General features: G+C 43.7%; 12 protein-coding genes. 6 read left to right on the top strand and 6 right to left on the bottom strand.

The annotated features are described in order from the left end of the window. Nucleotides 1–16 precede the first annotated feature (16 nt). Both sprA and gcvH read left to right on the top strand, forming a co-directional pair. Nucleotides 17–7393, top strand: a complete 7377-nt coding sequence (gene sprA / locus VMW01_12360) for a cell surface protein SprA (GenBank protein HUW07044.1) — start codon at nt 17–19, stop codon at nt 7391–7393. 136 nt (nt 7394–7529) lie between these two features. After that, a complete protein-coding gene (gcvH, locus tag VMW01_12355; GenBank protein HUW07043.1) occupies nt 7530–7910 on the top strand; it encodes a glycine cleavage system protein GcvH in 381 nt (126 codons plus the stop codon). A 107-nt stretch (nt 7911–8017) separates the two neighbouring features. Here the strand turns inward: gcvH and VMW01_12350 are convergent, their stop codons facing one another. Together VMW01_12350 and VMW01_12345 are read right to left on the bottom strand one after the other, a co-directional pair. Continuing rightward, nucleotides 8018–9037 carry a branched-chain amino acid aminotransferase gene (locus tag VMW01_12350; protein HUW07042.1) on the bottom strand — a complete coding sequence of 340 codons (1020 nt, stop codon included), beginning with the start codon at nt 9035–9037 and terminating at the stop codon, nt 8018–8020. A gap of 170 nt (nt 9038–9207) precedes the next feature. Further along, nucleotides 9208–10128: a DMT family transporter gene (locus tag VMW01_12345; protein HUW07041.1), complete on the bottom strand. Its 921-nt coding sequence runs from the start codon at nt 10126–10128 to the stop codon at nt 9208–9210. A 281-nt stretch (nt 10129–10409) separates the two neighbouring features. Between VMW01_12345 and VMW01_12340 the strand changes: the two genes are divergently transcribed. Continuing rightward, the gene (locus VMW01_12340) at nt 10410–12347 is read left to right on the top strand and encodes a KUP/HAK/KT family potassium transporter (protein HUW07040.1); all 1938 of its coding nucleotides are present in this window, start codon (nt 10410–10412) and stop codon (nt 12345–12347) included. Between the two features lie 86 nt (nt 12348–12433). Here the strand turns inward: VMW01_12340 and VMW01_12335 are convergent, their stop codons facing one another. Together VMW01_12335 and VMW01_12330 are read right to left on the bottom strand one after the other, a co-directional pair. After that, complete coding sequence (locus VMW01_12335; GenBank protein HUW07039.1) at nt 12434–13429, bottom strand: inorganic phosphate transporter; 996 nt, start codon at nt 13427–13429, stop codon at nt 12434–12436. 11 nt (nt 13430–13440) lie between these two features. Further along, nucleotides 13441–14091, bottom strand: coding sequence for a DUF47 family protein (locus tag VMW01_12330; protein ID HUW07038.1), 651 nt, complete (start codon nt 14089–14091; stop codon nt 13441–13443). A 291-nt stretch (nt 14092–14382) separates the two neighbouring features. Here VMW01_12330 and VMW01_12325 point away from each other — a divergent pair, with 291 nt between their 5' ends. Further along, nucleotides 14383–15588, top strand: coding sequence for an ATP-dependent 6-phosphofructokinase (locus tag VMW01_12325; protein ID HUW07037.1), 1206 nt, complete (start codon nt 14383–14385; stop codon nt 15586–15588). Nucleotides 15589–15749: 161 nt separating this feature from the next. On the opposite strand, the gene VMW01_12320 is transcribed toward VMW01_12325, so the two are convergent. Then, on the bottom strand, nt 15750–17279 hold the full coding sequence (locus VMW01_12320) for a hypothetical protein (protein HUW07036.1): 1530 nt from the start codon (nt 17277–17279) through the stop codon (nt 15750–15752). A gap of 183 nt (nt 17280–17462) precedes the next feature. Then, entirely contained in the window at nt 17463–18149 is a 687-nt protein-coding gene (locus VMW01_12315) for a peptidoglycan bridge formation glycyltransferase FemA/FemB family protein (GenBank protein ID HUW07035.1), read from the bottom strand. A 137-nt stretch (nt 18150–18286) separates the two neighbouring features. On the opposite strand from VMW01_12315, the gene VMW01_12310 reads away from it, so the two are divergent. Next, complete coding sequence (locus VMW01_12310) at nt 18287–20410, top strand: hypothetical protein (protein ID HUW07034.1); 2124 nt, start codon at nt 18287–18289, stop codon at nt 20408–20410. 3 nt (nt 20411–20413) lie between these two features. Next, entirely contained in the window at nt 20414–21148 is a 735-nt protein-coding gene (locus VMW01_12305) for an Imm49 family immunity protein (protein HUW07033.1), read from the top strand. The last annotated feature ends 180 nt before the right edge of the window (nt 21149–21328 follow it).

Genomic DNA, 21328 nt, shown 5'->3' with positions numbered 1-21328 from the left:
TTAACTGCGTTTGAGCTTGAAAAGGTTTGTTCAGTTTGCCACTGTTTGTTGTATTTGTTTTTCTCCAGCATTTTCGTTTGGCTTAGCACTGGTCAATCATCCGGAGTGTGTGTCCGTGGTAAATGCTGATTTTCAGAGTCAGGATACTACTAACTTACGGTATCAACTGCCATCGGGCGACCCAACAACAGCACCAAAGTCCCCTCTCTACCTGCAAACCCCAACCAATACTGGCTATATTGTTGAGTTTAATCCGGCAACGGGTGAGTACGTTTTTTACGAGAATGTTGGCGATAAGAAGGGAGCGGTTGTAAGGGTTATGACAAAGGAGGAATACGCGGCCTACCAGCAGCAAAGCGCACTGCGGTCCTACTGGGAGCAAAAGCGCAAATCGGAGGCAGGAACCACTGCCAGCTCATCGTTTCTGCCAGGCCTTCAACTTGGCGGTGAGACCTTTGATCGAATATTCGGAAGTAATAAAATTGATATTAAGCCACAGGGCAATGCAGAGCTCATTCTAGGTCTAAATTCTTCACGAACCGATAATCCTACCCTTCCGCTACAGCTTCGTAAAACTACCACCTTCGACTTTCAGTCGAAAATTCAGATGAACGTTACGGGAACAATTGGCGACAAGATGAAGATCCTCGTGAACTATAACACGGAGGCTACCTTCGATTTTGAAAATAATGTGAAGCTGGAGTATACAGGCTACGAGGATGAAATTATACAGAAAATAGAGGCCGGAAATGTTTCCTTGCCACTTCCTGGAAGTTTGATTACCGGTAGCCAGAATTTATTTGGTTTCAAAACGGAGTTGAAGTTTGGTAAGCTTACGGTTACCAGCATTTTTTCTCAGCAGAAAGGACAGTCGCAAAACATTCAGGTAAAGGGAGGTGCCCAGTCCAGCGACTTTAAGATAACCTGCGACAGCTACGACGCTAACAGACACTTTTTTCTTGGTCAGTTCTTTAGAGATATATACGACAAGTCGCTTAGCACTTTGCCTATCATTAGTTCTGGGGTTACCATTACAAAGATTGAAGTTTGGGTAACCAATAAGACATCGGTATTCGATAATTCTCGCAACATCCTTGGCTTAATGGATTTGGGAGAAGGTACTCACATATATGCATCTAGCACTATATTCCAAAATGCAGGGAAAGGGCCAAACCCCTCAAACGATATTAATACACTTTATGGATATATGCAGGATACCTCGTTGTCAGGTATTCGATCAATTCAAAATATTAGCTCTATTTTAAATGGAATAAGCCTTAGTTCAGGACGTGATTATGAGAAAATAGAAAATGCTAGAAAACTATCTCCCTCTGAGTTTACCCTCAACCCTAACCTAGGATTTATATCGTTGAACACCGCGCTGAATGCAGATGAGGTGCTTGCGGTTGCCTACGAATATACCTATAGGGGAAGAACCTACAAAGTTGGCGAACTTTCATCGGATGGTATATCTGCACCCAAGGTGCTTATGTTAAAGTTGTTAAAGGGAACAAACCTTACTCCAAAACTTCCGACTTGGAACCTAATGATGAAGAATGTTTATTCAATAGGTGCTTATCAGGTTAGTAAGGACAACTTTGTTCTTAACGTATTGTATCAAGATGCTGCAACAGGGACAACATCTAACTATATCAAAGAGGGCCCAATTGCTAATCAGCCATTGATACGAGTGTTAAATCTTGATAACCTCAATGGTCAAAGTGATCCATACCCAGATGGTGTTTTTGATTTCATTGAAGGGGTAACCATTCTGCCGAGTAATGGGAGGATAATTTTTCCTGTTCTTGAACCCTTTGGAAGCCATCTGTCTGCCAAACTTGGAGGAGGAGATATTGCCAAAAAATACGTGTACCAAGAACTCTACGACTCTACCCAATCGAAGGCACGTCAGATACCTGAAAAAAATCGGTTTATTCTTTCTGGGAGTTACCAGTCCACAGGGGGGTCCGACATTTCCCTTAACGCCATGAATGTGCCTCAGGGATCGGTTATTGTTACTGCAGGAGGTATCAAACTCACGGAGAATGTTGACTACACCGTGGATTATGTACTGGGTAGAGTAAAAATAATTAATCAGGGATTACTTGAGTCGGGTACTCCAATTAATATTTCGCTGGAAAGTAACTCTGCATTTAATTTACAAACAAAGACACTGGTTGGTTCCCATCTCAACTATCAGTTTTCCGATAATTTTAACATTGGTGCAACCGTTCTTAACCTTACAGAGCGTCCGCTTACTCAAAAGGTAAACTTTGGTTCTGAGCCGATATCCAACACCATCTGGGGTATGGATGGGACCTACAAAACCGACTCAAGGTTTCTTACAAAGATGATTGATAAGATACCGTTTATTCACACTAAGGAGCCATCGAGTATTCTGTTTGAGGGTGAGTTTGCTCAGCTCTTACCAGGCCATTCTAAGGCAATAGGCTCTTCTGGCACATCCTACATCGACGATTTTGAGGGGAGCGAAACTACCATTGACTTAAGGCAATGGAGTGCTTGGGTGCTGGCCAGTACGCCACAGCACCAACCTGACTTATTTCTCGAGGGTGATCTTCCAAATGATCTCCGATATGGCTTTAATAGGGCGAAGTTGGCGTGGTATACTATCGACCCCATTTTTAACGAGAATACCTCCTATACACCTGATTATATTAAGAGAGACAAGGACCAGCTCTCTAACTACTTTGTAAGGCAGGTGTATCAGCAGGAAATTTTCAATACCGATCAAGTAAATGGAGTTCCGTCGAACATTCCAACTCTCAGCCTTGCCTTTTACCCCCGTGAAAGGGGACCCTATAACTTCGATGTTACAGGGATGGATCCTAATGGCTTCCTGCAAAACCCGGCCACTCGCTGGGGTGGCATCATGCGGTCGCTACCTGTGACCGATTTTGAGGCCTCCAATATTGCATACATTGAGTTTTGGATGATGGACCCTTTTGTTTACGACTCAACGTCCACGGGGGGTGATTTCTACATCGACCTTGGAGATATTTCGGAGGATATATTGCGCGATGGAAGAAAGGAATTTGAGCAGGGATTGCCAACCTCTGCTGTAGTTACCAACGTAGATACAACCGTATGGGGGCGTATTCCTCTAGTTCAAAGTCTTGTAAATGCTTTCAGCAACGATCCAGGTGCTCGTCGTTTTCAGGATGTAGGGTTGGATGGCCTTAGCGATGACGACGAAAAGTCGTTTTTTGGAAGCTATGTTGCCGCCATGGAAGGCAAGCTTGTGCAGGGTTCTGCGGCTTTAACGGCCATCGAGAAAGACCCCTCTGGTGATGACTACCATTTTTACAGAGGGTCAGATTACGATGCAGAGAAACTGGGGGTGCTCGACCGTTACAAGAACTTCAACAACCCCGACGGCAACTCTCCTGCTGCAGAGAATAGCCCGGAGGGGTATTCTACATCAGCAACCTCTGTACCCGACATGGAGGATATCAACCGGGATAATACAATGAGCGATGGAGAGTCTTATTTTCAGTATAAGATACACTTGTCACCTCAAGATTTGCAAATTGGAAAAGATTTTGTTACAGATATTAAAAACACAACAGTAGACCTAGCTAACGGAACCAAGGGGCACGTACGATGGTACCAGTTTAAGGTTCCAATATCCGATTACAAGAGCGTTATTGGTTCCATTCAGGACTTTAAGTCGATACGGTTTATGCGCTTGGTTTTACGTGGTTTTCAGGATACCACATTCCTTCGTTTTGCTCGTCTGCAGCTGGTTAGAGGGGAGTGGAGGCAGTATGACAATTCGTTACAGCAGGGGCAGGAGGGGCTTGGCTCAACCGATACTCAAGATCCAAACTTTGAGATATCTACCGTTAGTGTTGAGGAAAATACAAACCGCCAACCTGTAAACTACCTGCTCCCCCCCGGTATTTCACGAGTTATCGACCCATCAAACCCCCAAATAACGCAGCTTAACGAGCAATCGTTGATGATGAAGGTTCAGAACCTTGCCGACGGTGATGCCCGGGCTATCTATAAAACGCTGGGCTATGACCTGCGCGACTATAAAAAGATAGTGATGAATGTTCATGCTGAGGCTATCCCTGGTGACGCCCTTGCTGCTGGAGACCTCTCCCTGTTTATTCGATTGGGGTCCGACTATAAGAATAACTACTACGAGTATGAGATTCCGCTCAGCCTTACACTTCCAGGAAACTATGCCAATAACGATGCTGGGCGCCTGGCTGTATGGCCAGATGCCAACTTGATGGACCTTGACCTGAGTAAGTTTCCGGATGCGAAGATTGCTCGTGACGATGCCATGAATAGACCAGGATCGATGGTAACCTACTCCACCATTTACGAGGTTCTCGATGGGGCACGAAAAATTAAGGTCGTTGGAAATCCCTCATTGAGCGACGTGAAGGTTGTCCTCATTGGTGTGAGAAATCCTTCAAAAATTCATTCTCCCCAAGACGATGGTTCTCCAAAATCGGGAATTGTGTGGGTAGACGAGCTTCGCCTAACCAACTTTGACGAGAGTTCGGGTTGGGCGGCAAATGCACGTACTCAAATTAAGCTGGCCGATTTAGGTAGTGTTTCTGTGGCTGGAAGCTTGGTAACGCCTGGCTTTGGTTCACTTGAAAGCACGCTTAACGACAGGAGCAAGGAGCAAATTTACGAGTACGACGTAGCCTCTAATTTGGAGTTGGGAAAGTTTTTCCCTGCTAAGGCTGGCGTAAAAATACCAATGTTCGTGAGCTATTCCGAAACGTTCAAAAACCCTAAATACGACCCACTCGATCCTGATATAACCTTGAAGGAGGCTTTGGCTCACGCCACTTCCCAACATGAGAAAGATTCAATAAAACACTATTCTCAGGACTATACGCGCCGAAAAAGCATCAACTTTACCAATGTTAAGCTTGTTAAGACCAAGGGGACCCCTCGGTTTTATGATATTGCTAACTGGTCGATGACCTATGCCTACAGCGAGGTGTTTACCCGAAATGTTAACATAGACCACCAAATACAAAAAAATTACCGAGGTGTGCTGGCCTATAACTTCAATGCACGGCCAAAAACAATATCTCCGTTTCAAAAACTCTCCTTCCTCAAGCCACGACCGCTTGCCTTAGTTCGAGACTTTAACTTCAACTTAATCCCAAGCCAGATTGCTTTTAGGAGCGATCTTACTAGGTCTTATCTTGAAGTACAGCAACGCAATCTGGATAATCCAAGCCAGGTAATCATGCCGACCTACTCCAAAGACTTTGAGTGGAGTCGCTTTTATTCACTCTCCTGGGATATTACCCGGTCAATAAAAATGGATTTTACCGCAACCAATCTTGCCCGGATTGATGAGCCAGTTGGGATGGTTGATAAGGCGCGCGATCCGTTGGGTTATGAGAATTGGCGAGACTCTGTTTGGGCCAACATTAAAAACTTTGGCCGAAATATTGATTATAACCATACGCTTAATGTTACCTACAATATCCCAATTAACAAGCTGCCACTCCTTGATTGGACAAATGCATCGGCCCGTTACTCGGGTTCATACGAGTGGGTTGCGGCGCCAGTTTTGGCCGACACTAGTAGCCTCGATCCAGGCAATACAATAAAAAATAGCCAAACGCTTCAGCTCACGGGTGGTCTCAACATGCTGTCACTTTACAATAAGGTTGGCTTCCTGAAGCGCATTAACAATGAGTTCGACCAAATGGGTAAGCCCAGTGCCAACAAAAAGAAGGAATTTCGGGAGGTAACCTATGAGGGAACGGTAAGCCTTTCGGCCAAGAAGACTCGAAGCGTATACCACCGTTTAGGCACGCAGAGCGTAAAGGTTAAGGTCTTTAAGGCCGATGGAAAGGAGGCGAAGGTAACAGTAGATGCAGATACGCCGGATAGGGTAAGAATTGTTTCCGACGAGGACTTAAAGAATGCCAAGATTCAAATTGTAGGAAAAGTAGTTAAGAAGCCCAACCCATTTGAATTTGCCGGAAAGTTGAGTTTGCGATTGCTCATGTCGGTGAAGAACATTTCGCTCACGTACCAGCAAGTGGGAGGTATGCTATTGCCCGGATATAAGCCCCAAACTAAGTTGATGGGCATGAGTAACTACATGGGTGTAACTGCACCTGGATGGCCGTTTGTGCTAGGATACCAAGATGAAGCATTTCCCTATGAAGCAGCAAGGAATGGCTGGTTATCTAAAGACACCACCATTAACAATCCATTCTTAATGAACCGGACTCAGAGCATAAACCTTCGAATATCTATTGAGCCAATTCCAGACTTTAGGATTGAAATAACTGGACTTAGAACCCTTGCACGCAACAAGAGTGAGTATTGGGCTGCTGACCCAGCAGGGAATTTTGCTCCTGCAAATCCCATAATCAGCGGTAACTATAGCGTTTCAATAGTAAGTATGTCGTCTGCTTTTGAAAAATCAACGGCAGGAAATGCATATAAATCTGCTGTTTTTGAGCGATTTAAGGCAAATCGTTTTGCAATTTCCAAGCGATTGGCCAGCCAACGCGTGACGAGTTCTGCTAATGGCTACGATCCAGGGGTAATTGATCCTGCTACTGGCTTCTATGACGGGTATGGTCCATTATCGCAGCAGGTACTGATACCAGCTTTTTTGGCGGCCTATACTAATACAAGCCCATCGAAGGTAAGTTTGGACAACTTTCCTAAAATGCCGATGCCGAACTGGATGGTTACCTATAATGGGCTGGCTAAGTTGGAACCATTTAAGCAATGGTTCCGAAGCGTGACCCTGTCGCATGGTTATAAATCGGTTTATACCATTGGCTCATATTCAACCAACTCCTCGTTTATGGAGGATGGGGACGGTTATTCCTACATTCGAAATGCAAATAACGATTTTATACCCAAAAACGATATTCTGAATTTGTCCATTTCGGAGCAGTTTAGTCCACTGATTGGCATCGACATAGGATGGCAAAATAATCTCACGACCAAGGGCGAAGTGAGGCGTACTCGTAATTTAGCAATGAGCTTTGCAAACAACCAACTTACTGAGCAAACATCATGGGAATACATTTTTGGCTTTGGTTATCGGTTCGATAACGTTCCCCTTATCTTTGGAAATCCAGCTACTGGGGGTCAAAAGGTTAATAAAACCAACCTGAAGTTAACCTCCGACATTTCCATTCGAAATGTAAAGAACTTTATTCGTCGCCTAGCTGAGGGCATTGATGAAATTAGCGGTGGTCAGAAGCTTACAACCATCAGCGTTAATGCCGACTATACCGTTAGCGCAAAGGTTACCCTGCGAACCTTCTTTACCAGAACAATAAATAACCCCTACATTTCAAACGTATACCCGGTTGCAACAACTAACGTAGGGTTTAGCCTTCGGGTCGAGCTGTAGGAAATTAAATTAGAATCATTCGAAACAAGATGAAGATAGTGCTAAACATGATATTTGTCGGTTGTTGGGAATAAGATTTATTTTACCTTTGGCATACAGAAAAATTCAAATCGCCTAATTATCAAAAGTATAAAACATGAACGTACCTGCTAATCTCAAGTACACCAAAGATCACGAATGGGTTCGTGTAGAAGGTGAATATGCTATCGTAGGGGTTACTGATTACGCTCAGTCTCAGCTCGGCGACGTTGTGTTCGTTGAGATTGAAACTGAGGGCGAAACTCTTGAGAGCGAAGAAGTATTTGGAACCATTGAGGCAGTGAAGACCGTTTCCGACGCCTTTATGCCCGTTTCTGGCGAAGTGGTTGAAGTAAATGGCAAACTTGCCGACTCTCCTGACCTTGTAAATAAAGATCCATATGGTGATGGATGGATGATTAAGGTTAAGGTGTCTGATTCCGCTCAGCTGAATAATCTTCTATCAGCTGAAAAATATTCGGAGTTGATAAACGAATAAGCGTGTTTTAAGAAAGATTGGGGCTGCCATTTATTTGGTGGCCCTTTTCCATTATATAAAAGCGGGCTGCCCACTGGGCAACCCGCTTTTTAGTTTCCTGAGGTTCGCTAATCTAATATGGTGACCCAGTCATGGATATCTTCAAGGTCGCCGAACTGAATACCTACCAAGGTTTCATATAGTTTGGTTGATATCTTTCCCGGTTTTCCGTCCTTACAAAAGCGATAAACTTTCCCTGTTTCCAAATCGGCAATTTCGCCAATGGGAGATATCACAGCAGCAGTTCCGCAGGCGCCAACTTCCTCAAACGATTCCAACTCATCAATGGCAATGGGTCGACGTTCTACATTGATGTTCAAATCTTTTGCCAGCTGCATAATGCTGAGGTTGGTGATGGACGCAAGAATGCTTTCGCTTTTTGGTGTTATGTAGGTGTTGTTTTTAACCCCAAAGAAGTTAGCTGCACCAATCTCATCAATGAAGCGTTTTTCCTTAGCATCAAGGTACATCGGTGAGCTATATCCCGCCTTGTGCGCCTTAATTACACCGCGCAAGCTAGCCGCATAGTTTCCGCCTACCTTAAATGTTCCAGTGCCCAGTGGGGCAGCACGGTCAGAGTCACGAATTATGGCGATTTTTACTGGGTTGAATCCTTCCTTGAAGTAAGGCCCAACTGGAGTAACAAATACCATAAATAAATATTCTTGAGATGGCCTAACGCCTACCTCTGCGCCGGTGCCGATGAGCACTGGTCTTATGTAGAGCGAAGCCCCTGTTCCATATGGCGGAACAAACTCGCCATTAAGTTTTACAGCTTTGGCGATGGCTTCAAAGAAAATATTTTCAGGAACCTGAGCCAGCAACACGCCTTCTGCCGAACGACGCAAGCGTTTGTAGTTTTCGTCCCATCGGAAGAGGCGGATTTTACCGTCCTTTCCCTGGTAGGCTTTCATTCCCTCAAAGGCTTCCTGTCCATAGTGCAGGGCTGTTGAAGCCATGTGTAGGTTGATATGCTCATCGGAGGAGACCTCTAGCTCACCCCATTTTCCATTACGGTAGTAGCATCGTACGTTGTAGTTGGTTTTTTGGTAACCAAAGCCCAACTTTCCCCATTCTATGTTTTCCATCTGATTGAGTAAATTACATGTTGTAGCTTATACAGCCTAATACACAAATTATTGTTAGCCAAAAATAGATGTTTGGGAATAAAATGCAATCAAAAATCAAAAAAATATTCCTCAGTTACAAGTAACTGCTTTGTGTCCAAACCAATTTAAAGCTGCACCATCGCATCCCGCTATGGTAGCGCAGCCAATGTTCGATTTCTTTTTTTAAGGTTTAAAACGAGAAGAGCTGCGGCAATTACAACCATCCCAAGAACTGAATACATATCGGGCTTTTCGCCCGGAAGCACTGCCCAGCTCAGAATGGCTCCCATAACTGGAATTATGAACTTCCACATGTTGAGGTCGGAAACCTTAACCCCTGGACGATTTAAGAGAATATACCAAATTGTAATTGCTGCCGCTGAAAGAAAGCTTAGCCATGCTAGCGCTCCGTAGTATTCCAACGGAAATGGTCCACATGCAAATCCTTCAATGGGCAATGCAATTAAGTAGAGAAGTGCTCCCCCTAGTATCATGGAAAAAGAGCTAAGAACCAGTGGAGGTAGGCCTACAGCAGTTCTTGAAACAACTACGTTGCCAATGCCTGCCAGCCCATTGTTTAGTATGAGAACGGCTATTCCCAAGCCAATCAAACTACCCTCTACCATCAACTCTTTTCGGCTGAGGCTGATAATGGCAACGCCCAGCAACCCCAATGCAATGCTGACGCTCTTGCGAACCGTGAGCCTATCGTTTTTTAGCATGAAATGTGCCACTAGAGTAACAAAGAGCGGACCGGAACCAACAACCATTGCTCCAAGAGCTCCCGGCACCATGCTCACCCCGGTATAGAAGAGTGCGTATTGCAGGGTTATTTGCAAAATACCAACTACCACTATTTGTTTCCAATACTTTCGTGCAATTCTGAATTTTAAAGATATTTGTCGAATAAACGGTAGCAGCAGCAAACCGGAGATGAAAAAACGTGTGCCCGCAAACTGCAGAGGAGGAGTATAACGCAGACCAATTTTAATACCCGTAAAGGCAGTTGCCCAAAGCACGCATGCGATGATAGCCAACACAATTGTTCCAGAGAATACTCTTCGATTCACTTTTTTCTGCAAAGAAAGCAATGTTGGCGAATTAATGGGTTTATAAATGGCAAAGATGCATTGCAATTATTTACAGTGAAGAAGAATGTGATTAATGCATTGCATGGATACTACTCCAACTTCTCCGCATTCGATTTAAAAAGGAGAGATAGAAATGTGTGGGTTGCTTTATATAACGGATTGATTTTAAACTATTCACTATCTTGCAAAAATAGTGCACTAATTGTGAACAATTATGTGGAAGAGGGTATAACTTTGCGCAGTTTTTTTGAAACTTAACTATGATAGCATTGAAGTCTGAAGACCTAAAGAAAGTTAGCATTGCAGGTGTTTTGATTACGTTAGGTATTGTGTTTGGCGATATTGGTACCTCTCCCCTCTACGTAATGAAAGCAATTATTTCCGACGGGCGAACCTCACCCGATTTTATAATTGGTGCTATCTCGTGCATCATTTGGACGCTTACTCTTCAAACAACCTTAAAATATGTGATCATTACCCTCAGAGCGGACAACCGTGGTGAAGGTGGAATTTTGGCGCTATTTGCGTTGCTGAGGAAACGTCGCAGAACAGTGTATCTTTTAGCCATCCTAGGTGCTAGCGCACTACTGGCTGACGGCGTAATTACCCCCTCCATAACCGTTCTATCGGCAGTGGAAGGACTACAGGAGGTTTCTTCCCATATTTCGGTAATACCCATTGTGCTAGTTATTCTGCTTGTTCTTTTTTCTTTTCAGCAGTTTGGCACCAGCTTTATTGGAAAATCATTTGGCCCAATAATGCTCGGTTGGTTTACTATGCTTGGCGTTCTTGGTCTTCTACAGCTGGTGCATCAACCTGAGGTGCTAAAGGCATTCAACCCAATTTATGGGCTTCGCTTGCTGATAGAATATCCCAACGGCGTTCTTATTCTTGGGGCGGTCTTTTTATGTACAACTGGTGCGGAGGCCCTATACTCCGACTTGGGTCATTGCGGTGTTGGTAACATTAGAATGAGTTGGATATTTGTAAAGGTGGCCTTAATTCTTAACTACCTTGGTCAAGGTGCTTGGGTTATCTCCCAGTCGAGCACACACCTACCCAATCCGTTCTTTTCCATTATGCCGGGATGGTTTATTATCCCAGGGGTTATTCTTTCTACCATGGCGGCGGTTATTGCCAGCCAAGCGCTAATTTCAGGCTCTTATACCATTATTAGTGAGGCAATAACACTCAACTTTTGGCCCAAAGTGCAGGTTAAGTATCCAACCAGAATTAAGGGACAGCTGTACATTCCTAGCGTAAACTGGATGTTGCTGGTAGCTTGTTCTGTAATAGTGCTCCTGTTCCAAAGTTCCTCCAACATGGAGGCAGCCTATGGGCTTTCCATTACCATTACCATGATAATGACAAGTTTGCTCATGTTTGTCTACCTTGGGATTAGGCGCATTCATTGGGTGGTACGCTGGGGTTTTTTAGTTTTTTATATGGTCATCGAGAACACCTTCTTGTTTGCTAATCTGCACAAGTTTCCACACGGCGGTTGGCTTACCATCCTCCTTGCAGGTGTTATTTTCTTTATAATGTTTGTTTGGAATAAGGGCAGGATTACGAAAAAACGCTTTACCGAGTTTTTGCCCATCTGCAACTATGGTGAGGTTCTAAAAGACCTTCGTGACGACAAGGAGATACCCAAGCTGGCCTCAAATTTGGTCTATATTACCCGTGCCGAGGATCCAGATGATGTGGAGTCAAAAATCATTTATTCCATCCTCAACAAGCGACCAAAACGGGCCGACCGCTACTGGTTTATCAGAATTAATATTACCGATGAGCCGTATACCAAAAAGTACAGAGTAAAAACAATTATTCCTGATGTGATTTACCGAGTCGACTTTTACCTTGGCTTTAAGGTTAATGCTCGAGTAAATCGGTTCTTCAACTATGTTGTTGCCGAAATGGTTCGCAATGGCGAAATATCAATCACCAGCACCTATGCATCGTTGCACAAGCATGGAATTCCAGGCGACTTTAAGTTTATCATTATCGATAGAATTCCAACCGTCGATATTGAGCTATCCTCATTCGAGCGGTTTATAATGAACGCCTATGAGGTGATTAAACGATTCAGTATTACTAGTGTGAAATCCTATGGCCTTGACACCAGCAACGTAACTGTTGAGCAAGTACCTCTTGGAATATTTAAGTCCTCGGAATCGGATCTTGTGCGGGTTTTTTAGTTAGCGTGGAAGTTCGCTTTGGGGAAACAACAAAGAGTAAGGGGCTGAAATTTTCAGCCCCTTACTCTTTAGTATAAGATAACATTTTACATGAAAAACCATCGAAGGGTGGCGTAGAAAAGCATAGAAAGTAGCATTGTGGCAGGAATGGTTAAAACCCAAGCCACTACAATATTTCCGGCAATTCCCCATCGCACAGCCGACAATCTACGGGTGAGCCCAACACCCATGATGGAACCGGTGATGGTGTGGGTGGTGGAGACTGGAATACCAGCTAGCGACGATCCAATTACGGTAAGCGCTCCTGCTGTTTCGGCGCAAAATCCACCTACTGGTTTTAGGTCCGTTAATCCAACCCCCAGTGTTTTAATAACCTTCCAACCGCCTGTTGCCGTTCCTAGAGCAATGGCAGAGTAACAGGTAAAGATTACCCAAGTTGGCACGTAGAAGGTAGGTCCTAAATAACCAGTGCTGAAGAGTAGAACAGCAATGATGCCCATGGTTTTTTGTGCATCGTTGCTTCCATGTCCAAGGCTGAAAATAGCGGAAGACACCAGCTGCAGCACCCTGAAGTAGCCATCTACCTTCAGCGGTGAAACCCGCTTAAAGAGAAACATCACAATGAGCATTATGAAGTAAGCGAGGATCATCCCTATTATTGGTGAAAGCACAATGAATGCCAGCACTTTGATGATTCCACTTGCAACCAACGCATTTAATCCACCTGCCATCAAGCCTGGACCAATTAATCCACCAATAAGGGCATGTGATACACTAATTGGCAAGCCAAGTTTTGTGCATGCAAACGACCAAATGATGGCTCCAATTAATGCTGCAAGAAGAAAGTAAACGTTCATAAACGAAGGGTGCACAATTCCGCTTCCAATTGTCGTGGCAACATTCACCCCAAAAATAAAGGCTGCGGCAAAGTTGAAGAATGCGGCCCAAATAACTGCCGCAAGAGGTGACAGCACCTTGGTCGATACAATTGTTGCTATGGAATTAGCCGCGTCGTTCATTCCGTTGAGGAAATCAAAAACCAACGCAATTGCAATTCCAAAAATTACTAGATAGAATATCATGAAATGCTGGTTTAAGCGAGCTTGATAAGAATTGACCTCAGCACGTTTGATACATCCTTGGCCTTGTCGAAGGCACGTTCAATATCGGTAAGGATTTCCTTCTTTTTGATTAGTTCAATGGCATCGGTTTCATTCTGGAATAGCTGCATCATACTGCTGTAGTAAAGATCGTCAGCCTGATTTTCAAAATCGTGAATCTTAATGCAGTAACCATTAAGTGCTACTGTGTTTTTGCGCGCGTTACGCAGTAAATTCACCGCTTCTTTCACCGTTTCTGTCGTTTTTATCAGCGCTTCCGACATGAGCGGTAGCTGCTCGCTATGGGTTTTCGGAATGTAGAGTTTAATTTTTTGGCTCACTCCATAAATGGCGTCAGTTATATCGTCCATGGAAATGGCCAAGTCGTGAATTTCTTCACGGTCGAATGGGGTTATAAATGTTTTGTTGAGCTCTGTTACAATAGTTCCAGTGATGGTGTCACCCTCTTTTTCTAACTTTTTTATAACAGAGAAGAAGCCTTGCCGATCGGCCTCGGATGTTGCAGTTACTAGGCTCTGCAGCTGTTTAGATGCTTCAACCATTATGTCGGCTGACGACTCAAAAAGAGGAAAGAACTTTCCGTCTTTGGGAACCAGCACCTGGAGAATTTCGCTTACTTTCATTAGGTTGTATTTTTAGCTATGAGTTTTTGCAATTTTAAAAGTGTAGCAAAGTTACCTCGAATAACTTTGCGTATGTTAAGGTAATGTTAATACATTGTTTTTTGAATGTGAAATTACTTGAAGTATTGATCTTTAGTTATGAACTTTTCCTTTGGCGAGGCTGAACGAACCTTAGCTCGTTTTAGAAATAGGACGAATTAGCAACGTTTGTTGTGGCACTTCTTTTTTGACGAACTGCACAATCTCCTTTCTATATTTTGTAAATTGCTCTGTTCAATAAAAATTTCAACTATGGCAAAGTCAGGAAATTTCAAGGGAACCATCGGTGTGCTTACCGGTGGTGGTGACGTGCCGGGACTTAACCCGGCCATACGCGCGGTTACCATTCGTGCGCTCCGTGAAGGATATAGAGTTGTAGGTATTCGCAAGGGTTGGGAGGGGCTAGTAAGCATCAATCGGGACCTTAAGCCAGCCGAGCAGGAAACCATTATTGAGCTTACCGAACCTTTGGTAAACAAGTTGGCCCGAACGGGTGGAACATTTCTTCACACTTCCCGCACCAGGCCTGATAACATAAAAAAGGACTCCGTACCCGATTTTCTAAGGGAGAAGTATACCGAGCCCGTGAATGACCTAACCTCCGAGGTGATGTCGAATCTCGACTACATGGGAATTGATTATCTAGTGCCCATTGGTGGTGACGATACCCTTTCGTACGGAGTGAAGTTGCACACTAAAGGAGTTCCCATCGTGGCTATTCCAAAGACTATGGATAACGATGTGCCAGGCACCGACTATTGCATTGGGTTTGGCACCTGCATATCGCGTACCATTGAGCTGGTGCACGAGCTGCGCACCTCAGCCGGATCGCACGAGCGGTTTTTAGTTATTGAGGTATTTGGTCGTTATGCAGGCTACACCGCACTACTGCCTACCATGGCCGGTGCCGCTCACCGATGCGTTATTCCAGAATACAAGTTCGATATTGAGCACTTAACCAAGCTTATGGTGGAGGACCGGAATGCCAATCCAAGCAGGTACGCCGTGGTGCTGGTTTCCGAAGGTGCCTCGTTTGTGAATGGCAACATGGTATTTCAGGGCAGCGATGCCGATGCATATGGACACAAGAAGTTGGGCGGTATTGGCGACATGGTTGCGGAGCAGCTTAAAACGCTCTCGGCAAAGTATAACAATGGACGTAAAATAGACATCATTAACCAACGGCTGGGTTACCTCGTTCGCTCCGGTGCTCCCGATGCGCTCGACAGCATCGTGCCCATGGCCTTCGGCAACCTAGCGCTTGACCTCATATTGAAGGGAACCACTGGACGGTTGGTTAGCCTGCGCAACGGTCGGTACGACAACGTGCCCATCGACGTGGTAACCAGCATTAAGAAGAAGGTGGATGTGGGAAAGTTCTACGATACCGATCGATACCGACCACGCTACGAGCATTTCAACGATAAGCCGCAGCTGATTATGACCAGCGATTACTAGTTGATAATTTTTGCTGCTAAGCAATAACATATAACCCCGACTTGCCGAAAGCTTGTCGGGGTTATATGCTTTGTTGAAGGAGGAGATAGCATGAATAGCGAAGAGTTGTGGTGAAAAATTGCAGAGTTAGCCGAACTGCCACGAGGGCTTCACCTGCCTATTCATTTTATGCTTGGCTTCTCCAGCGTTTCGCCATCTTCCCGGTGATAAAGCATTAGGATTCCATTGTTGTCGAACCCCTTGTATCTTTTGTTGAGCCACTCTTCCCATGCCGGTAGGCTCTGCATCTTAAAAACAAAATGGTTTGCCTCAATGGCATTTTTGCAATCGTTATAATTGAGATCCTGCTTTCTGATTATCAAAATATTCTCAGCATTGGGCTGAAGTAGGGAATCGTTCAGCTGGCATAAATTGCCAATATGGTGAGTGGACATTTTGCCATCGAGGTAGAACGTAGCAGGTAATCCATACCATGGGTCGTAGGGATTCGACCAGTTGCAGTAGATTAAGTTCATGGGGTGGCCCCTGTAATGATCGTGGATATACTTCGTAACTGCCATGCGCCCAATCCCTGCTGCTTTTTGGCTCATGGCCACCAGCCCAATGGCATTAACGGTAATAAACAAGCCAACAAGGATACGATTCATTACCACCATCCATTTTCTATGCTTTAGAAAAGGTATCAACCATGCGTACGACGAAATCATTATTATTGGAAACAGGTAAACCAGTGGAAAAAGAAAGCGCTCTTCCTTATGTGGTATAATGGAGTGGATAACAAAGAATGGTACAATACACCAGAGGTAGATACTTTTAGGAGTACGAATCACTAGCAAAATAAGGGCTATGAACAATGGGATACCTACAAAGATGCTTGGAAATTGGATCAATTTTTCCAAGTAGTAGTACCATGGTGATGCGCCAAAATCGGGTGCACCAACCTTCAAGACTGTTGTATAAAAATAGTTCCACGGGGTGAACACCCATTCGCCATAGAACCATGAGTCTACCAAAAAACCTATGGCTACAGCAGCGATGAAGGCTGCCGCCATCTTGATAACAAAGCTAATTTTGGTTTTGTTAACAACCAGCAGCCATAGGCCGAATCCAAGGATAAGCAATGCAGATTGGAAGCGAAATAGAAAGCTAAAGCCAAGAATAAAACCAAGGAGGTATGGCTTTGCTACCTTATGCTTTGGATTAAGGAAAATGGCAAGCGCGAGTAAAAACGTCAAGCCCGACCATGTTTCCGATGAAAACCTTACGCTAATTACGGGTATGAACCATAGCAAATAGGATAGTAGATAGTAGGCTATTTTTATAGGTTTATCCTCAAATTGATCTTCGGTTTGCTTTACAAAGAGGTGAATGGCTAGCAGAGCGAGAATAGCCGTTACCAAGCGTAAGAAGAATGCTTGGCTGTAAGGGTCTGTAATGTTTAGTCTACCTAACCCTTTCAGTATGCCAGCACAAATTGTCGGTTGCAATGCAGGCCGAACCTTGGCTGTGTATTCCCATGCCAAGGCGTAGGGTGGGGTTGGCCTTAGTTTCGATCCGGCAAACTCAACTATCTGGTAGTGTTCATCGGCTTGATAGTAGCCAAGACTATTAAAAGCGGTAACAAGATAAACCAGTGCGGCCAAACCCAAAATTATTGTGTATGGCTTTATACTTGATATGCTGAACTTCATTCGTTGCAGTTAATTTTTGGACCATCTGTCATCAAAAGGCGTTACCACTTTTGGTCTGACTTATTTGTATTTTCTATGTAAATATAAGCCAAAAACAGGTAGGGTGAATACATGAAGATAGATGTGCGTATCACGCCAAAGAGCTGCGACACCTTTGAAAATATGGATGAAAAGAGTTGTTTGCTACCGTATATGATACCCTTGGCTCACCATCTCCTTTGCCCGAAAACTGTCGTATACCTCTGCGTTGAAGGGATAATCCCAGCAACCTTGTCGGTGGAAAAGTCTGCCACCAAATCCAGTCTTAAACCGGTAGAGTCCATACATGGGGTGTGCAGGGTCGGCGTTGCGTGAAACACCAAACATGTCGTACTCCTTGCAGCTGTTTTTCCGGGCCAGCTTAATTGCTGCCCACTGAAGCGCATAGGTAGGCATGTTTTCCCTTCCTGTAGAGGCAGAAGCGCCATATAGATATGTGGCCCGGCCACCGCTTGATGCCCAGAAGAGTCCTGCCAGCGGCTTTCCATGCCGTTCTGCCAGCAGCAGTTTGATGTCTGCCGGCGAGGCGGTGTCTTCGGCAGTGGTGGTGAGCACCTGCTTAAAGTATTCGATGCTGTCGAGCACAATGCCGTTGCGCTGTGCAGTTTCTTGGTAAAGGCTATACCACACTGGCAGCTCGTCGAGCCCAGCTTCCCTAACCTTTACCTCACGCCTACCAGCAAGGTGAATGTTGTAGCGTGTTTTCGGTTTCATCCTTCCAAGTATCTGCTCCTCATTAACCTGAAGATCTACCATTATGGTGTTGGACGGTAATATATCCGACGGGGCTTTTCTTAGATTCCACCTCTTGGTGCCAATGTTGATGCGCATTTCTCTTTACCGATGCGATTGGTTCCGACCAGGCCTTTATCCGTACTGCAGCGCACGAGCTGGGGCACGGTGCTTTTAACCTGCGCCACCCATGGCTCGACATTCCAGCGCTAGCCCAGGGTAGCACCACCAACCTAATGGACTACTCCCCCTCGGGTGAACGCCTCTGGAAAACTCAGTGGGACGAGATTGCCGACCCCAAGAGCCGGTTGAATATCTTTTCTGATGAGGAGGAGATGGCGAGTATTCAAAATCTAGCATCTAATAAGTACTTTGATGTAAAGCAGGAAGGTTGGGATAATTATGGATATATTAGTCCTGCCGGTACACCAATTCTTATTCCTAATATTGCTAAAGTTCAATTTAATGAGGACGGTGCAGTAATTAACTTCATTTGTAATGAAACAAAATATTATGGAGTTTATGCTTCTGAGAGCCAGGAATTTGTTGGTTATTTAAGTGAAAATGATTTAGATATTCTTGATAAACATTTTCATCTAAAAACAGAAGAGTTTCTTAGTGATTTTAATAAGATAAAGTATGGTAATGTTAGTCTTGCACAAGTTGGTAAGAATATAGTTGCTATTGCCAAAAAGAAATATCAAAGTGCATATTTAGATTGTATAATTAGAGCTTATTGGGCTAATCAAAAACTTGGAAATAGTTATACAGGTGTAGCTGATCCTCCTTTTATTCCTGATAACGCAATAATACTGAACATAGAAGGAACACAGTGTGCAGATTATAAGGCTGATGGTGTCAAGGATGGTGTTGGAATTGATATTTATTACGCTTTAATAAATAAAATTGGTGATGACAAAAAACGAGCCTTAGTTGATTTTGCAAATCGGATGTCAGATACTCTACGCGGAAAATTATTTGCATTCTACGGTCATGGACTTGAAGGATCAATTAATCATAGTAGGATAAGTGGTGAAGTTCTTAAGTATTTAGTAAATAATAATATTTATTCTTGGGATTTATTTACAACTCAGGGTCAATTCCCTTTTAAATGTAATTCTCGAGATAATGATGTAATTTTTTCAACAGTTGATCTCTGGGGGGATATTGATAGGGATAGATACAATGCTAATTCAATTGATTGGTCATCTTTTAATGTATCCACAATTACTAATGAAAATGATTTAATAGATGAACTTGAAAGGCTTGATGCAATTTCTACTTCGTTAAAAGAAAATCACCCTAAGACTATCTCAGATAAGAGTTATGAGAATATTCAAACATATATTGAGGAATGTATTGAAAAACCAGATATTGCATTGGATCAAAAATTGTATCTTCTTCAGACGATAAAAGGAATATATGCATATTTAGGTTGTTACAAACTTTATGAATATGATTTTAGCGATTTAGTTGAACGGCAAAAATTAAAGGAGTTAAACAGCCGATTTTATGAAGTTATAAAGGGCTATGAGGCTAATCATGAGGCTGCTCCAATCTCAATGAGTAATGGGGTTGATCAATACGAAGCTCAGTATAATACTATGAGTTCTTATTTCTTGGGTGAGCAGTATCAAAGTATGGCTGGGTTAATGTATTTGGTGTATGGGATAGGGCAGCAGATGAATGCAACAGCGGAAGCTGTTAGAGCCATCAAGGTGCAAAGAATGGCGGCTCAAATTGCTATTTCTAAAAACAACCTAGTAAATACTAAAATAGAACTTCAGGTAAAAAACTCGAGTAGTTTTACTTCTAGTAGTAGGATTAAATCCTTGGTAGAATTGGAACAATCTGGTAGCAACAATAAACGAATAAATAAGTCTCAATTGGAACAACGAGGGTTGAGATTGGAGTTAGATAATGAGTTAAAGGCAAAAATGCAAGAGTATAGGAATGCGAAAACCACCCAAGAAACGGGCCGGATCGGTGAGGAGATTACCGAAATTGTGGCAAAAAAATTTGGACTTCAGGTGAAGATAGTTAAACTCAATGGCAGTGATAATGGTTTTGATTTAATTGCATGGGAAGGGGACTTCAACACTCCAACTTCCATTTACATCTTTGAATCAAAACCAATAATAGGAAACCGAATAGTTTTCAACGTGACATCCAGCAAGGGCACACAAATGTGTACCCGATGGAGAACCTCGACTATAGAGGCCATGATAGAAAAAACTGGTGAGGTTAAGGAGTTTGGGAACTGGCTTGATGCGAATAGTTCAAAAATTTCTAACTTTGTGGTTGGGTGCAATAAGGCCACTGGCGAAATTGTTATTGGAAAGTTAAATAACACATATTAGCATATGCAAGCATACGATGGGCTGGAACAAAGTTTCAAGGATGATAGAACTAGGGAAATCTGGAAATTAGATAAAATTAAAGATCCAAAAGAATGGCCATTTCATATCGGTTCTTTTGAATATTTAAATACTACCTTTGCCTTACACGCCATGTATGTGGAGCGCGATTTTGTGAAAGCGCGTGGCTATTTCTACACCACCGCCCGCTTGTCAGAGTATATGCTCAAAAGACCGGGGGGGGGGCAAATTGAGACTTCAGTTCCTCGGATAGGCTATGCACTTTTCTCCGACAATAAGGATATTATCGCCCGCTTTTGCCGAATGAAGACCAGTAGCAGTGAAACCTGGATAGGTAACATTTACATTCACACCATTCAGAGCATGCTTTTGGGCGATGCGGAGCAGCTTCATCACTGGATGAGTCGGTACGAGCAACGTTTTACCAAGAAAAAGGAGATGACTTACATGGGGTGCTTAGAGGTGTTAAAGGGAATTGATATCAATGATATCTCACTGGTGGAGGCTGGGGTAAACAACCTGATTAAGACCCACAAACGAAGACCCGCTATAGAAACCGTTGACCCTTACTTTTCTATTTTTGCCGCCACTATGGCCAAACTGGCTTGGGTAAAAGGGTTGGAAGTGAAGGTTGATAATCCATTGGTTCCAATGGAACTCTTGCCGGTAAGGCCATTAGACAATTACGCTGATGCTTACGATTTTTTGAAAGAGGATTGATATGTGCTGTTGAATTCATCTCACTAGTCCCCCCGGCTCGCGCGGAGTGTGTCCTGAAGTAAGAAGGACAAAATTTAGCAATAAACGAAGTTCTTTTACGTGCTGTATAAAAGATGAAGGGGTTCGCCCGCCGGCGGATGAACCTTCGCAATCGCTGTGCAGGCAGAGGTTGCAAACCGC

The organism is Williamwhitmania sp. (assembly GCA_035529935.1).
Taxonomy (GTDB): domain Bacteria; phylum Bacteroidota; class Bacteroidia; order Bacteroidales; family Williamwhitmaniaceae; genus Williamwhitmania.
The sequence above is the reverse complement of the archived record's forward strand: the minus strand, read 5'-3'. Positions and strand labels throughout refer to the sequence as shown.

Coding starts and splice junctions, on each gene's coding strand:
- VMW01_12320 (HUW07036.1), bottom strand. CDS start 17,279: ATGAAGTTCAGCATATCAAGTATAAAGCCATACACAATAATTTTGGGT.
- VMW01_12350 (HUW07042.1), bottom strand. CDS start 9,037: ATGGAAAACATAGAATGGGGAAAGTTGGGCTTTGGTTACCAAAAAACC.
- VMW01_12315 (HUW07035.1), bottom strand. CDS start 18,149: ATGCGCATCAACATTGGCACCAAGAGGTGGAATCTAAGAAAAGCCCCG.
- VMW01_12325 (HUW07037.1), top strand. CDS start 14,383: ATGGCAAAGTCAGGAAATTTCAAGGGAACCATCGGTGTGCTTACCGGT.
- gcvH (HUW07043.1), top strand. CDS start 7,530: ATGAACGTACCTGCTAATCTCAAGTACACCAAAGATCACGAATGGGTT.
- VMW01_12335 (HUW07039.1), bottom strand. CDS start 13,429: ATGATATTCTATCTAGTAATTTTTGGAATTGCAATTGCGTTGGTTTTT.
- VMW01_12340 (HUW07040.1), top strand. CDS start 10,410: ATGATAGCATTGAAGTCTGAAGACCTAAAGAAAGTTAGCATTGCAGGT.
- VMW01_12310 (HUW07034.1), top strand. CDS start 18,287: ATGGACTACTCCCCCTCGGGTGAACGCCTCTGGAAAACTCAGTGGGAC.
- VMW01_12305 (HUW07033.1), top strand. CDS start 20,414: ATGCAAGCATACGATGGGCTGGAACAAAGTTTCAAGGATGATAGAACT.
- VMW01_12330 (HUW07038.1), bottom strand. CDS start 14,091: ATGAAAGTAAGCGAAATTCTCCAGGTGCTGGTTCCCAAAGACGGAAAG.